At 65.4% G+C, this 14,018-nt stretch carries 10 protein-coding genes and 1 pseudogene; 6 read left to right on the top strand and 5 right to left on the bottom strand.

The window, feature by feature from the left end; translation table 11 throughout:
• The first annotated feature begins 8 nt into the window (after positions 1–8).
• Both ACLJOO_RS22630 and ACLJOO_RS22625 read left to right on the top strand, forming a co-directional pair.
• The gene (locus ACLJOO_RS22630; protein WP_410789268.1) at positions 9–1,421 is read left to right on the top strand and encodes a hypothetical protein; all 1,413 of its coding nucleotides are present in this window, start codon (positions 9–11) and stop codon (positions 1,419–1,421) included.
• A gap of 37 nt (positions 1,422–1,458) precedes the next feature.
• On the top strand, positions 1,459–1,947 hold the full coding sequence (locus ACLJOO_RS22625) for an SAM-dependent methyltransferase (RefSeq protein ID WP_410789267.1): 489 nt from the start codon (positions 1,459–1,461) through the stop codon (positions 1,945–1,947).
• Between the two features lie 10 nt (positions 1,948–1,957).
• On the opposite strand, the gene ACLJOO_RS22620 is transcribed toward ACLJOO_RS22625, so the two are convergent.
• Positions 1,958–2,866: a helix-turn-helix domain-containing protein gene (locus ACLJOO_RS22620; protein WP_410789266.1), complete on the bottom strand. Its 909-nt coding sequence runs from the start codon at positions 2,864–2,866 to the stop codon at positions 1,958–1,960.
• Positions 2,867–3,483: 617 nt separating this feature from the next.
• On the opposite strand from ACLJOO_RS22620, the gene ACLJOO_RS22615 reads away from it, so the two are divergent.
• From ACLJOO_RS22615 to ACLJOO_RS22600, 4 genes and pseudogenes are all read left to right on the top strand, one after another.
• On the top strand, positions 3,484–4,323 hold the full coding sequence (locus ACLJOO_RS22615; protein ID WP_410789952.1) for an SAM-dependent methyltransferase: 840 nt from the start codon (positions 3,484–3,486) through the stop codon (positions 4,321–4,323).
• A gap of 336 nt (positions 4,324–4,659) precedes the next feature.
• Positions 4,660–5,235, top strand: coding sequence for an HD domain-containing protein (locus ACLJOO_RS22610; RefSeq protein WP_410789265.1), 576 nt, complete (start codon positions 4,660–4,662; stop codon positions 5,233–5,235).
• A 90-nt stretch (positions 5,236–5,325) separates the two neighbouring features.
• Positions 5,326–9,181, top strand: a pseudogene (gene mobF, locus ACLJOO_RS22605) (MobF family relaxase).
• Positions 9,182–9,439: 258 nt separating this feature from the next.
• A complete protein-coding gene (locus ACLJOO_RS22600; RefSeq protein WP_410789264.1) occupies positions 9,440–9,700 on the top strand; it encodes a DUF3024 domain-containing protein in 261 nt (86 codons plus the stop codon).
• A 344-nt stretch (positions 9,701–10,044) separates the two neighbouring features.
• On the opposite strand, the gene ACLJOO_RS22595 is transcribed toward ACLJOO_RS22600, so the two are convergent.
• The 4 genes from ACLJOO_RS22595 to ACLJOO_RS22580 all read right to left on the bottom strand — a co-directional run bounded on the left by ACLJOO_RS22595 (position 10,045) and on the right by ACLJOO_RS22580 (position 14,002).
• The gene (locus ACLJOO_RS22595) at positions 10,045–10,380 is read right to left on the bottom strand and encodes a hypothetical protein (protein ID WP_410789263.1); all 336 of its coding nucleotides are present in this window, start codon (positions 10,378–10,380) and stop codon (positions 10,045–10,047) included.
• Positions 10,381–10,599: 219 nt separating this feature from the next.
• Positions 10,600–11,031, bottom strand: a complete 432-nt coding sequence (locus ACLJOO_RS22590) for an ASCH domain-containing protein (RefSeq protein WP_410789262.1) — start codon at positions 11,029–11,031, stop codon at positions 10,600–10,602.
• A gap of 224 nt (positions 11,032–11,255) precedes the next feature.
• Complete coding sequence (locus tag ACLJOO_RS22585) at positions 11,256–12,371, bottom strand: hypothetical protein (RefSeq protein ID WP_410789261.1); 1,116 nt, start codon at positions 12,369–12,371, stop codon at positions 11,256–11,258.
• Between the two features lie 200 nt (positions 12,372–12,571).
• On the bottom strand, positions 12,572–14,002 hold the full coding sequence (locus tag ACLJOO_RS22580; RefSeq protein ID WP_410789260.1) for a helix-turn-helix domain-containing protein: 1,431 nt from the start codon (positions 14,000–14,002) through the stop codon (positions 12,572–12,574).
• Between the last annotated feature and the right edge of the window lie 16 nt (positions 14,003–14,018).

Genomic DNA, 14,018 nt, shown 5'->3' with positions numbered 1-14,018 from the left:
TGAAAGTGGTGAACGAGCGAACGGGAACGTCGAGCGCCGGACCGCGCCGCAACTCCAAGCTCGCCGCGGTGATCGCGGAGGCAGGCTGGTCGCATGCCCAACTCGCACGGGCGGTAGGCCGGGTGGCCACCGAAGCCGGCAACGAGCGCCTGGTCTCGGTGGGCAGATCCCACGTCTCCCACTGGGTCGCAGGGTCGACGCCGTCGGGTGACGCCCCAGCGATCCTGGTGGAGGCACTTTCGCGCCGCCTCGGCAGGGTCATCACTCTCGACCAGGTCGGCCTGTCCGGTCCGCGGGCACCTGCAGCACCGGATTGGTCCGCAGATACGCTGACAGCGCTCGCCGATCTGGGAAGAGGCAACGTGGACATCGAGCGCAGGTCAGTCCTGCGAGCCGCCGGCTACTCCGTAGCCGCACTGGCGGTTCCTTCACAGGCTTGGTGGGAAACCATGGCGCACCGAGGAGCCCAGCGGTCTGCGCGCAGCGGACGATTGATCGGCGCCGGTGACCTGGAAGCAATCCGGGAGATGGCGCAGATGTTCACCCGAATCGACCAGCGCCGTGGCGGCGGGCATGCGCGCACAGCAGTCGTGCAGTACTTGACATCCGACGTCGCCAGCGCGCTGAGAGCCGCCCACGCGAGCGCCGAGATTCGCCGCGGCCTGTTCGCCACAGCGGGCGAACTTGCGTACCTCAGTGGCTGGATGGCGTTCGACAACGCCGAGCACGCAACCGCGCAGAAGTACTTCACCGTCGCCGTCCAACTCGCTGCAGAGGCCGACGATCCACCCCTGGCCGGCCATGTCCTGCGCGCGATGGCACACCAGGCTGTGGATCTCGGCCATTCACGACAAGCAGTGCAATTGGCGAAGGCGTCGCTGTCGGGGACACGATCGACATTGGCCAGTCCCAGGGAACGCGCTCTGCTCGAGGTCGTCCAGGCCAGGGCTCTTGCGGCTGACGGTCAAGGCAGCGCGGCTACGAAAGCGCTCCTGCGCGCCGAGGACAACCTGACCGCCGCTGGCTCTGGTGACGACGAGCCCGGCCGGGTCTTCTTCTTCGGCGAGGCCAGCCTTGCCCACGAAACTGCGTGCACTTTGCGCGACCTCGGCGATCTGGCCGCGGCCACCACCCAGTTCAGACGCAGCGTCCGTACGCGGAAGGCGGCAACGTTTACCCGGACGCACGCTGTGACCCTGGGGTACCTCGGAGCAGTTCAGGCGCGTCAGGGTGCGATCGACGAAGCCTGCTCAACCTGGTCGGCGGCTCTCGACGCCATGGACGGCGTGCACTCTGGCCGCACGCGTCAAACTGTCGTCGACATGCGATCGGCGTTGTCGCCGTTCCGGGCCCGCGGCATCCCAGCCGCTGCCGAGCTCGATCATCGCGCCGCACGCTACCTCGCCTCCGCGCCGAGATGACCCCCTGTTCACCACCCACAGATCAAAGGACGTCCCGATGACGCCGAGTCCTCTCACGATCGAACCCGTTGCCCAGGTCATCGGTGGCCGAAACGAACCTACCGATGACTACTGGGGCGGTACCCGCTCCATCCTGCGCATCAACAACGAGCGATTCGACGAACGATCCACCGCCGGCCTCGAAGCGTTCTCACACCTCGAGGTCGTGTTCTTCTTTCACCTCTCCGACCAGACCGATCTGAACCTCGGCGCCCGCCGCCCCAGAGACAACCCGGCCTGGCCCGAGGTTGGTGCGTTCGGTCACCGCAACATGCGCAGGGTCAACTGGCTCGGCATCTCTCGCTGCCGACTTGTCAAAGTCGATGGGCTCGACCTGCACGTCGAGGATCTCGACGCCGTCGACGGAACGCCTGTCCTCGACATCAAGCCCTGGTTCGATGAGTTCGGGCCGCGGGGCGAGACCCACCAGCCGGCCTGGACCACCGACATGCTTACGAACTACTTCGCGCCAGCCGACCAGCGCTGACCCCGCTGGGTCAGGCGTTCGGTTGGAGTTGGCTGAGTCTGTGCTTGATGAATTCAGCGGACCTCGCGTCGTCGAGGGCGGTCTCCCACAGATTCACCCAGGCCTTCTGAAGCAGTTCGACTTCGTCGGGTTTGTCCGACCAGAAGAACCCGAGGAAGCCGTCCACGTAGGCACCGGACCACTCGACCAGCGGACCGCGGGACGGGAAGCCCAGCAGGGCGAACGGCCCGGTCGTCATGCCGGCGTGTTCCTCAACGTCGAACGGCATGATCCTGATCGCAACATCTGGGCGCTGAGCCATATCCAGTAGGTGGGTCAATTGCTCTGCCATCGTCTCGGCACCACCGACACGCCGGCGGACCACTGCTTCGCTCAGTACGACGGCGAGTCTGGGCGCGCCCGACTCGCGGTCCAGGATCTGTTGCCGGTTGAGCCGGATCTCTAACCGGCGTTCGAGCACATCAGGATCGATGTCCGAGCGGGTGAAGCGCTCGTCTCCCATGATGCTTTTCGCGTAGTCGCGAGTCTGTAACAGGCCGGGGATGAGGTCCGTCTCGTAGAGGGCCAGGGACGACGTGGATGCCTCCAAGCCGGTGAAGAGGACGAAGTTGTCCGACACCAGGTCTGCGTACGAGCTCAGCCAGTTCTTCGCCTTGGCCGCCCTGGTCTCCTTCGCCAGATCCATCAAGGCGCGCACCAGCTCGGCGTCGGCTACGCCGTACACCTTGCATGCCTGCTCGACGTCCAGGCTCCGCACTGGAGACTCGCCGTTCTCCAGTCGCGAGACCGTGGATGCCGACATCTCCAGCCTTGACCCCGCCTGACGGAGAGACAGACCTGCAGCCTCACGAAGCTCTCGCAGGTGCCGGCCGAGCAGGTACCGCGGGACCACCGAACCGATGGCTGATTCCAGCGTCATCTGACCTCGTTTCTCAGCGACCAGAACCCTACAACGGACCCCGTTGACCGATCGCTATCCGCGCCGACCTGGAGACAGAGTACGACGAAACGCGCCGTTATGAAACGTTGCATGATGGAACGTTCGCTGCTTCACTGGGTGACTCGACACCACGAGTGATGGAGCGGTGAAACCAATGACGACACTGATACGTCCCTCACAACCGGCCGATCCCGGGGACGCTCGACCGGCACCGCACCTGTTGATACGAGCCGGTCTCATCGACCGTCAGGCCACGCGCTGCGGTCTGCAGCGCGGACTTGAGCGGTGCCTGGAGCGACTCAACAGCAGGTTCCGCCGCTGGCGCGACGAAGACCTCTAGCTGTCGGTTCGACGGCGATCAGAGTTGACGCTGAACGGCCACAGTTCGATCCTGGCGCGTCCGCACGCCTCGGTTCAGCGCCTCGATCTGGAGCCCTTTGGCGATCTGCTCTCCCCTGTGGGGCGGATCGAATCCAACCACCGGCCCGAAGCCGGGACTCCAAGAAGGCCGGTGAGCGACGACTGGCTCTGCCAGGTCGCTCACCGGCACAGATCCTGTCAAGAATTCTCGGAGCGAAAGGAGCCCCGTGCCGGCGATGACGGACTGCGAACCGATCTCGCACGACAGCTTCGTGGCGCAATTCCTCAGCAACGCGAGCGACGCTAGGTTCTGGAACCTGGCGCAGGGCGGCAAGGACCACTTCGCAGTCGATCGCACGCTCATACTCAGCATCAAGGAGATCGCCCCACGCTTCCGGGACCTGGCAGTCGCCAGCCAGGGTTTCCTTCTCCGCGCCTGCCAGCACCTCGCAGGCACTGCCGGCATCACCCAGTTCGTCGACTGCGGCCCAGGACTGCCGGTAGGCCATCGCGTCCACGAGATCGTTCAGGCGATCAATCCCGCCGCGAAAGTGCTGTACGTCGACAACGACCCGGAGGTGCTGGCGCACGCCCACTCCTTTGTCTCTGCCAACGAGCAGGTACGCGTGGTGGACGGCGACATCTTTACGCCCGACGACATGCTGGAGTCCAAAGAGGTCAATTCGTTCATCGACTGGTCTGAGCCGGTCGCGATCATCCAGGCCGCAACCCTCCACCATCGCTCGGGCTCAGCCAGCGACGTGGCCCGCATCATGCAGACGTACATCGACGCCGCGGCACCGGGCTCTTGCACGGTGATCTCCCACTTCCTCGACCCACAGGATGTCGCGAGCGGCGCGTTGCGCCGCATCGAGAAGCATCTGCTTAACAGCTCGTTCGGAACTGGCTGGTTCCGAACCCTCGATGAGATCCGAGCTATGTTCCCCGGGCAACGCCTCCTGGACCCGGGGGTGGTCCCTTGCCACCAATGGCCCAACACCGAGATAGACCCGATTAGCTGGGTGCAGGGCTGCGTTGCCGGCGGCATCGGACAGAAACTGACCTGCACCCGCTGACTACCAAAGAGCCAAGCCTCGACCGCTCCGTACTCCGGCCTTCTCGCGGATCTCGATCCACGTCGACAGCGCAGGCAAGTCACCTTGGCTGCCGATCGACAGCTCGCGCCTCATAGCACCGTCAACAGCGTGGTGCAACTCTGCCCTCATCCAATGGAGCAAGACCGGAACCGAGGAGCTCGATCAAGCCAGTGCGTGCGAGTACGGCAGAGCCCTACGACAACATACCGGCGAGCGGCTCGAAGCAGCGCTGGACGACAGCCCCGCTCGCAGTAGCACCGTAGAGTTGAACAATCTCCGGTGCGGGTGGCCGACTGTTGATCGAACGGAGTAATCGTGACCCGTGACACTACCGACCGCGACGCAGCAGGAGTCGCTGCCTTCGCCTACGAGATGGGTGTACTCAAGCGGCTCCGTCGGTCTGGATGGTGGCATGTCGGCGTCCGCGACCCCGAGTCCGTCGCAGAGCACAGCCTGCGCGTTGCCCAGCTCGCGGCGCTGATCGCCAGCGAGGAGGGCGGCGATCCGGCGCGGGCGGCGTACCTCGGGATGTGGCACGACTCCCAGGAGACCCGCATCGGCGATATCCCGCACAGCGCCAAGCCGTACATGGATGTCGCGAGCAACGAACGCATCACCGAGGACCAGGTCGCAGTCCTTCCGGAGGCGGCCGCCAAGAGCATCAGGGAAGCCGTCACCGAGTACGAGGCCGCCGAGACGATCGAGGCACGCTGCGCCAAAGACGCCGATCGCCTCGAATGCCTCATGCAGGCCGTCGAGTACGGCGAAGCCGGCTACAAGCGCGTCACAGGCTGGATCGAGTCGTCCCGCGCCCGAATCCAAACCGATTTCGGTCGCCGCCTTGCCGAAGCAGCTCTTCAAACCTCACCACTCGCCTGGCGCGACCGCTGACCCTCCCGAGTTCCTCGGCGGGTAGCCACAAATCTGATAGCGAGTTCGAGGCCGAGTACATCAACTGTCTCGTCGCCTCAACCACCGCAAATGGCGCGATTCCGTCAGGTCTCTGTGAATAGTAACGGCGCTGAATCCAGGCGGAGCAACGCCGTCGCGAGCCGACGAGCGTCGCTGGCCGTGTTACGACAGCCTCGATCCGAGCACACCTCTTGCATGCTCGGGGCGACCCCCGCGAGAGCCGTCGCGATCAAGCCTGTGAGCGCTCAGCCGTTGAGCTTGCATGAGCTATCTGACAGACCCACTGAACAGCCTCGTTCCCGGCGGGCGACTGTGCTGAGTATCCACCGGATGAATGCCGGAGAAGGTTATCTGTATCTGCTTCGGCATGTCGCCGCTGGTGATGTTGATCGGCGGATGGCGACGCCGTTGACGGCGTACTACACCGCGTCGGGATACCCACATGGCCGTTGGATTGGTCAGAGCCTTGGCGGTCTGGGCGATGGCGAGCTGGTCCCGGGGAGCGAGGTGACCGAGGCGCAGATGGCCGCGCTGTTCGGGCGCGCGGAAGATCCGCTGACCGGCCGGGCACTTGGCGAGCCGTACCGCGTTTTCAAGAGCCCGGAGGAGCGCATCCGCGACCGGATCCGCGAACTCGACCCGGCGCTGCCGGACCCCGAACGTGAGCACGCCGTGGCGCAGATCCGGCGGGAAGAGATGCGGAAGAAGTCGCGGCAGGCGGTCGCTGGGTTCGACCTCACGTTCTCGCCGGTGAAGTCGGTTTCGGCGCTATGGGCGACTGCCGATGTGGGGACGCAGGAGCAGATCGTCGCTGCGCATCACGCGGCTGTCGCCGACTTGGTGTCGCTGATCGAGCAGCATGCGGCGTTCACCAGGAGCGGCGATGGCGGCATCGCGCAGCTGGACACTCGCGGGGTGATCGCGGCGGCGTACGACCACTGGAACAGTCGCAGCGGCGACCCGCAACTGCACACTCACGTGGTGGTCGCGAACCGTGTCCAGGGCCCGGACGGCGCCTGGCGGACCCTGGATGGGCGTGTGCTGTACCGGGCCGCGGTGGCGATGTCGGAGATCCACAACGTGCTTCTGGCCGACCATCTCACCCGCCGTCTCGGGGTGAATTGGGAGCTGCGCGAACGCGGTTCCCGGCGCAATCCGGCGTTCGAAATCGACGCGATTCCCGACGAACTGATCCGCGAGTTCTCCGCCAGAACGGCACAGATCGACGCCAACCTCAACGCACTTCTCGATGACCGCGACGACCAGATCCGGCCACACGACCGCCGCGAAATGTACGCCCTACGGCAGCAAGCAACCCTCATGAACCGCCCCTCCAAGCACCACGCCCAACCCCTCGCCGTGCTCATGGCGCAGTGGCGAAAACGCGCCGACCAGGCCATCGGACACGACGCCGTCGCCGCCATCCAACGATCGCTCAACGCGGCTGGCGAGCGTCCTCTGGCAGCCGCAGACCTGAGCCCGGAAACGCTCGACGCGTACGGCGCCGCGACCGTCCTGACACTGCAAACCAAACGCGCGACGTGGACCCGCTGGAACCTCCTCGCCGAAGCCGCACGCCAAACCCGACTCCTCCGTTTTGTCAGCACCAGCGACCGGTTCGCTGCGCTGCAGGCGATCGTCGGACGCGCCGAACAGCACTCGATCACCCTCACCGCACCCGACCTGGTCACCACCCCTGTCATCCGCGCCAGCGGCGAAGACGTGTTCACCATCCACAACGGCCAGATCTACACCTCACCCGTCATCCTCGGCGCCGAAGCAGTCCTGCTCGACCTCGCCCGCGACACCACCGGACCCACCATCGCCCCAGCCACCATCTACACCGCCGGCCTCAGCCCTGACAAAGCCGCCGCGATCGCGCGAATCGCGGCCAGCGGCCAGAAGCTCGAAGCCCTCATCGGACCGGCCGGCACTGGCAAGACCAGCCTTCTCTCCGCACTCACCGCCAGCTGGGAAGCCAGGTACGGCGACGGGTCGATCATCGCCCTCGCGCCATCGTCAGCTGCCTCAACCATCCTGTCCGGCGCCATCGGCACCCCCACCGAGAACATCGCGAAATGGATCTACGAGTCCGCCGGCCTCGGCGCCGAACAACGCCGCGACCAGATCCAGCAGACGTCGTACGCCGTACGCCTAGCCGACCGGTCGCACCGTCGACGGCGTCAGCAACGGCTTGCTGCACAGCTTGCCGCGCTACACGCCGAACAGGACCGATGGAGCTTCCACAAGAACCAGCTCGTCATCGTCGACGAGGCCTCCATGGCCGGCACGATGGAACTCGCCACAATCGCCCGCGCCGCCAACACCGCTGGTGCCAAACTTCTCCTCGTTGGCGACGACGCACAGCTCCGCCGCCGACACAGGGGGCGCCTTCCGGCTCATCGCGCGCGACACGGAGGCTGCCGAACTCACCGACGTCTGGCGCTTCACCAGCCCCTGGGAACGCGACGCCAGCCTTGCCCTACGCCGCGGAGACCTCACCGCGATCGACGCCTACGACAACCACGATCGGCTGACCGCGGGCTCATCAGAGGCGATGGAAGACGCCGCCTACAAGGCCTGGCTCACCGACACCCACCACGGCAAACCCAGCCTGCTCATCGCCGCGGACAACACCACCGTCGCCCGGCTCAACGCCCGCGCCCGCCTCGACCGCATCACCACCGGCGAAGTCGAACCCGACGGCATCGAACTCCACAACGGCAACCACGTCGGCCTCGGCGACCACATCGTCACCCGCCTCAACAACCGCCGCCTCCCCTACGGCCACCGCCAATTCGTCAAGAACGGCGACCACTGGACCGTCATCCACCGCTGGCCCGACGGCTCCCTCACCGTCCAAAACCACACCGGCGACACCGTCACCCTCCCCAATGTATACGTCCAGGAATCCGTCGAACTCGCCTACGCCACCACCGCCCACCGAGCCCAAGGCGCCACCGTCGACACGGCCCACCTACTGGTCACCGACCAGCTCACCCGGGCCCTGATGTACGTCGGCATGACCCGCGGCCGCGACGCCAACAACGCCTACGTAGCCACCCACCAAACCGCTACCGATCTCCATGAGCCCCACACTGAACAGACCATGCAGGACGTCCTCGAAGCCGTCCTCCAAGACCCAGGCGTCGAGCAATCCGCCCACGAAGTCATGCGCCAAGAACTCGACAACGCCACCAGCCTCGACCGGCTGATCCCCATCCACGAACACCTCTGCCAACTCGACGCCAAGAACCGCTATCGGACCGCCATCGCCACCTCCGGCCTCGACCCAGCCGACCAAGCCGCACTCCAAGCCTCCCCCGCCTACGGCCCACTCATCGCCGAACTCCGCCGCGCCGAAAACGCCAGCCTAGACATCACCGACGTACTCCACCGCGCCGTCGGCCAATCACAGCTCACAACTGCTGACGACCTCGCCGCCGTCATCCACCACAGAGTCCACCGCCTGACCGCCCGATCACTACACAAGACCGGCCACCACCCCGCACAGATCCTCGGCCTCATCACCCCAGCCACGCACGTCAGCGACCCCACACTCGTCGCCCCACTCCGCGAACTCGAATCCCAAATCATCGAACGCGCCAATTGGCTCGCCGAGCAGCTGCTCGCCCATCCACCCGCCTGGTACCGCGAGTTGGGCCACGCAGCCGGTGAGCCTCCAGCCGATGAACTCGCCGACCTCGCCCGCGAGATCGCCGCCTACAGGGAGCGCTACCAGATCCACGTCCACTCGATCCTCGGAGACGCCCCACCAGCCGGCGCTGCCGATCGACACCGTCAGCACTCCCGACTCGCGAAGTTGCTTGCCAGCTTCTCGTCAGAGGCTGTCGAACGATCGGTCGACAGCACAGGCATCGCTGCGGTGCCAACGCAATCCGTCCCGTTGCCGGAGCCAGAGTGACGGCGCCGCATCAGTCGGTGCCAGACCCACCGGCCGTGGTCGGTAGGGTTTGGTACGAATGTCGCCGACCTGCATGCTTCCAGCAGGGGTGTCGACCAACCGGCCGTGCTCCACACGTCGATCGGCCAAGCCGCTGACCAGACAAGCACGGCTCCAGCCACCCGACGACTGGTGATCTGAATGGCTCTTCCTGAACTGGATGTTGCACGCGTACAGCGATGGTGCGCCGCAAGGGTCCCCGAGCACGCTCGCGACCAGGTGCGCATCGAGTGCGAGCACGCCCCGCGCCATCTGACGATCGTGGAACGACGCCCGCCGTGGCGCGAGGACCTCGGGCCAGATTGGACGAGCTCCGCGATCGCTCGCCTGCGCTACAACGCCACCGACAAGTCCTGGACGCTGTACTGGGCTGACCAGCACCAGCGCTTCCATACCTACGACCGGCTCCCCCCGTCGCAGGGCATCGAAGACCTACTGACTGAGATCGAACGCGACCCCACCAACATTTTCTGGGGCTGACCTCGACCGGTCGGCGTGATCGTGCGATGCATTTGCAGCGAGTCGATCAAGTGGGCGCGTCACGTGTAGGGCAAGTGTTCCAGTGGGGCAGACAAGTCTCGCGTGGCTGGCTCCGGGCGCCTCCTGGGGCACCCCCCCATCTGCAGTTGGCAGGAACGGGACTTGGCGAGTCGGCACAGATCGCCTTGCGGGACGACCGTGCTGCCCGCTGCTCTAGTGCCTTGCGTCGTGCTGCTCGACGACTGGTAATACCGACCGATCCTGACGCCGCCCAGGCCAACTGTCAGCGCGACACCACCAGGCCGCCGCAACCGGTCGGACTGTCGGACCAGCCTTCGGGAGTCTCAGCCGGGGTATTGGAGGAAGGCCGGCTGGACACGCAGCAGGTGGGTGTCGGGGTGGGTGGCCTCATACCGCTCCATAACCTGGTCGTAGCGCTTTGCCTCAAACAGCTTCACGGCCCGCTCGTCTTCGTCCAGGCCGCACGCCATCGCCAAAGCGGCTCCCTCGCGCAGCGCGTCCGCCTTGGTCGGATAGACCCACACATCCAGCCTTCCAGATCCGCCGTAGCCACGATGAGCCAGCGTCCACACGGCCGGGTCCTTCGTGGTGTCCACGCTGCCGTCCGGGTGGTACGTCGTCGACGAGGTCACCTGCCGGATGAACGTGGGACGGCTCATCCTTCAACGGTACCGGGCAGAGCTCAGCCTCGGCCCGCGGCGATACTGGCTCCGCGGTATGAGCATTTGTGCGGGGCTAGGGGACCCGCCTGCTGGTAGCAGACGAGGTGCTGGTCTGGGCCACTCATCGCGGGTCATCTTGCTAGGCCTGGTCCGCAACAGCCGGTGTGGCTTCCCCATGGTCAGTGGGCCCGTGGCCATAACGGACCGGACCCCGCATCAGGGCTTCACCAGCTCGATGCCGATGGCAACCACGCCCAGGGCTTCGCGCTCGGGAGGGTAGATCTCGCGGATGTTGGCGAGCTGCTCTTCCCGCGTGGCGAGGGGGTTGACGGCGGCGACTGATTCGGAGTCGAACATTGCGTCGAAGTCGGTGTACGGGGCGACCCTCGTTACCCGGGTCAGCACTTCGTCGCCTTGGCAGCGGAACCGAATCAGGGAGCCGGGTTTGATGTTCTTGCGGCTGGAGTCGTTGACCCGGATCTCGGTGGTTTTTCGGCCGGTGGCGATGAGGTCGAAGTAGCGCTTGTAGATGCGCATCTCGTGGGTGCTGATCAGTGGTTCGGTGGGGCGTGCGGTCATCAGTCGGCCTAGCTCCTTGACGGTGAACGATCGGAAGAAGTGCTTGGCATCCGCCAGCAGCTGCGACACCAACCAGACCAAGGCGTCGACGTTGTTGTCGACCGTTCCGGGCGAGGCAGTGGTGTCGAGCATCCATGGTTCGACATCGACGGGAAGGACGCCACGGCCGTGCTCGCGCAGCAGCGACTTGGACAGTTTCGCGCCCGTCGGGGCCAGGACCCGTGGGATAGAGACCCCGGATCGGCTCTCCCGCCAGGGTAGGCCGCCAAGAACGCGAACGGCTCGTGGCTATCTCAAGTTCGGCGACAGCGGGAACGAAGCTCAGCGATGACTTCTTTCTCACGTGCGGTCAGGTCGCCGTCTACCGTGGCCACTCGGTCCGCGACCTCGATGAGTTCGGTCAGGTCTCCGGACTCAGCCTCCAGACGCTTCCACACATCGCTGGGATCGATATCGACAACGTTAGCGAGTTGACCATCGACTACTTGATGCTGATCGCGGACGACCCGCACCAGGTGCTTCATCAGCAGCGTCTCGTCGTCGCGGATCTTGTTGTCCGCCGTGATGACGAGCCACGCGACCCACAGCATCAACTGTGGATACCGGCTCGAACTGCTCATCCTCTCGGCCAGCTCGATCACCCGTGCCTCGTTACGGAAGACAGCTCGCGCGTGCCGGCCCGCGACGAGCGTCGTGTAGCGGTTCAGCACGACGGCGAGCGGGATACCGACCAGGGGGATGCCGACCTTGATCGCATTGCGTTGCAGCAGGTACTTCCCGACGACAGGGAGCGCTCTCGCTGCGGTCAGAACATCCCTGGAATAGAACCGCTTGACCAATGGGCGCACCACGAACGGAACCGACTTGGTGACGCCCTCCCGCGCCAGCTCCCCGGTCTTGATCGTGAAGGCAACGCGCACGAGCTTCCACAGGTCGTCCGGGTCGTCCAGGTCCAGCGGGATCCGATAGAGCACGGAGATGTCGTAGGCCAGGCGCAGCTGCAGCTGGGTGATGTAGGCGAGGTCTACCATGAACGTCACCGCGGCAGCCGGCATAGTCAACGGTGAGGCACCGCCAAGGCTGCCGATAGTCGCGACGACGGCCGCCGAGTACGCCCCAGCGGAGAGCCCACCTTCGAGCGCGGCGTACCGCGATGCCATCCTGATCCGCTGCTCGACGATGCCGTCCGCTGGCACGCCGTCGTACTTCTCCTTGAAGTACTGCCAGTCGACCTTTTTGGTGTAGGAGTTCAGCGCGTGGGCGACGAGCTTCGAGAACCAGCCGCCCGACTTGACGTCGTCCGCGTCCAGCCCTTTGATGAACTCCCGCAGCTCGGCCCGATCGCGCTCGACATCCGCCCGCGCAACATCGTCCTCGGAGTCGTCCACGTCAATTGGAGATTCGGTCATCGCTAGTCCCCCCAGCGGTTAGCGGACAGCCAGCTCGAAGAAGGTCGCGCTGGCGTCTCGATACGGTGAAGCAACAATCTGAACATCGGCCGACCGATGTCGACTTGAGCCGTCATGTTAGGCCGGTTCGTGTGACCCCACCACTCCATGCGTCCAAGGCGGCTCAAGCCACTCGGCCCGGATGACCAGGCGAACGTTTCTCACCAGAGGTCGAGGTCCGCGAACTCCTGGTCTAGGGCGGTTGCTGCGGAGGGGTTGTGGATTCGGCGGCCCATGTAGACGTCTTGGGTTATGGAGACTTGGGCTTGGCCTAGGTGGTCGGCTATCTGGCGTGCGGATTGGCCTCGGCGGTCTAGGGCGGTGGCTGTGGTCTTGCGGAAGGTGTGGGAGCGGATCCAGGTCAGGGCGTCTGAGGGTGAGGGTTGGGCTGCTTGGTCGACTTGGGCGCTGAGGGTGGGGGATGCGTCGAGGTCTATGCGGTAGGTCTTGACGAGGGTGGCTACGAGTTCGCGGTCGAGTTTGATGCGGCCGCTCTCGATCAGCTCGAGTCTGGTCTTTGGCCAGCCGAGCTTTGTGACGACCTGTTTGCGGGTGAGGCCGGCTTGGAGGCGGGCGGATCGGAGGGTCTCGCCTAAGTCGCGGCGGGCGGTGCTGGCTACGGGGGACAGTGCGCGGCGGAGGGCTCGGCGGACGTTGGAGGGGTCTCGGAAGCCTCCTAGGGAGTCGGCGAAGATGGGTTCGTCGAGGCTGACGCCGGCTGCGTGGCGTCGGCGGAGCATGGCGATGGCCCAGTCCGGGAGGGGTAGGGCGCGTTCGCCGGCCTTGGACTTCGGGGCCTTGCGGATCAAGCCTTGGCCTGGGACGCGAACCATGGTGTGAGTGATCTCGACTGCGCTGGACTCGAGGTTGACCTGTGACCAGAGGACCGCGAGTGACTCGCCGATTCGGACTCCGGTGCCGAGCATGAAGAGCACTAGGTCCGGGAGATCGGCGTGTACGGCGGCTTCGTCGGTGGTCAGGAGTTGCCGGAGACCGGCGATCTCGTCGTTGGTCAAGGCGCGGGGCGGGTTCTTCGGGCGGGACTCGACCGCCTCGACTTCGCGGACCGGATTGACGGTCAGGGCGCCGTACCGGACGGCGAGTTGCATCATCCCCGAGATGACCGCGCGGCAGGTCTTCGCGGTGGGGCGGCCGGCGTTGCGCTTGATGGTTCCGATCACTCTGTCGATGCGGGGCGTGGTTGCCTCACCGATCAGGAGTTCACCGAGGGCAGGACGCACGTAGTTCTTGATGGCTGTGCGGTACGTCGTCAGCGTCGTCGGTGATCGACGGCCGTCTTCGATGCGTTCCTCGAACTTCTCGATCCACAGGTCGATGAGGTCGTTGATCTTGTCCGTCGGGCTCAGCTCGCCGGACCGTGTGAGCTTTGCGCGGTCTCGCAGCTTCGTGAGTAGGCGGTGTTCGGCTGCGCCCTTGGTCTTGGCGGACGCGGTGACCTCACGGGTACGTCCGTCGTGGTCACGGAAGTACGCGGACGCGCGCCAAGAGACCACCTTGCCCTCGGCGTCCTTCCTCTCTGCACGGGATCGGACGTTGCCCCACGTTCCGATCGGAAGGTGCGGTCTGCTCATGTCGGCCCTCCACAGT

Origin of the sequence: Kribbella sp. C-35 (genome assembly GCF_046549195.1) — a bacterium.
Lineage (GTDB): Bacteria > Actinomycetota > Actinomycetes > Propionibacteriales > Kribbellaceae > Kribbella.
This window is presented reverse-complemented; position numbering and strand designations above follow the sequence as displayed.

Coding starts and splice junctions, on each gene's coding strand:
- ACLJOO_RS22580 (WP_410789260.1), bottom strand. CDS start 14,002: ATGAGCAGACCGCACCTTCCGATCGGAACGTGGGGCAACGTCCGATCC.
- ACLJOO_RS22595 (WP_410789263.1), bottom strand. CDS start 10,380: ATGAGCCGTCCCACGTTCATCCGGCAGGTGACCTCGTCGACGACGTAC.
- ACLJOO_RS22615 (WP_410789952.1), top strand. CDS start 3,484: ATGACGGACTGCGAACCGATCTCGCACGACAGCTTCGTGGCGCAATTC.
- ACLJOO_RS22585 (WP_410789261.1), bottom strand. CDS start 12,371: ATGACCGAATCTCCAATTGACGTGGACGACTCCGAGGACGATGTTGCG.
- ACLJOO_RS22625 (WP_410789267.1), top strand. CDS start 1,459: ATGACGCCGAGTCCTCTCACGATCGAACCCGTTGCCCAGGTCATCGGT.
- ACLJOO_RS22620 (WP_410789266.1), bottom strand. CDS start 2,866: ATGACGCTGGAATCAGCCATCGGTTCGGTGGTCCCGCGGTACCTGCTC.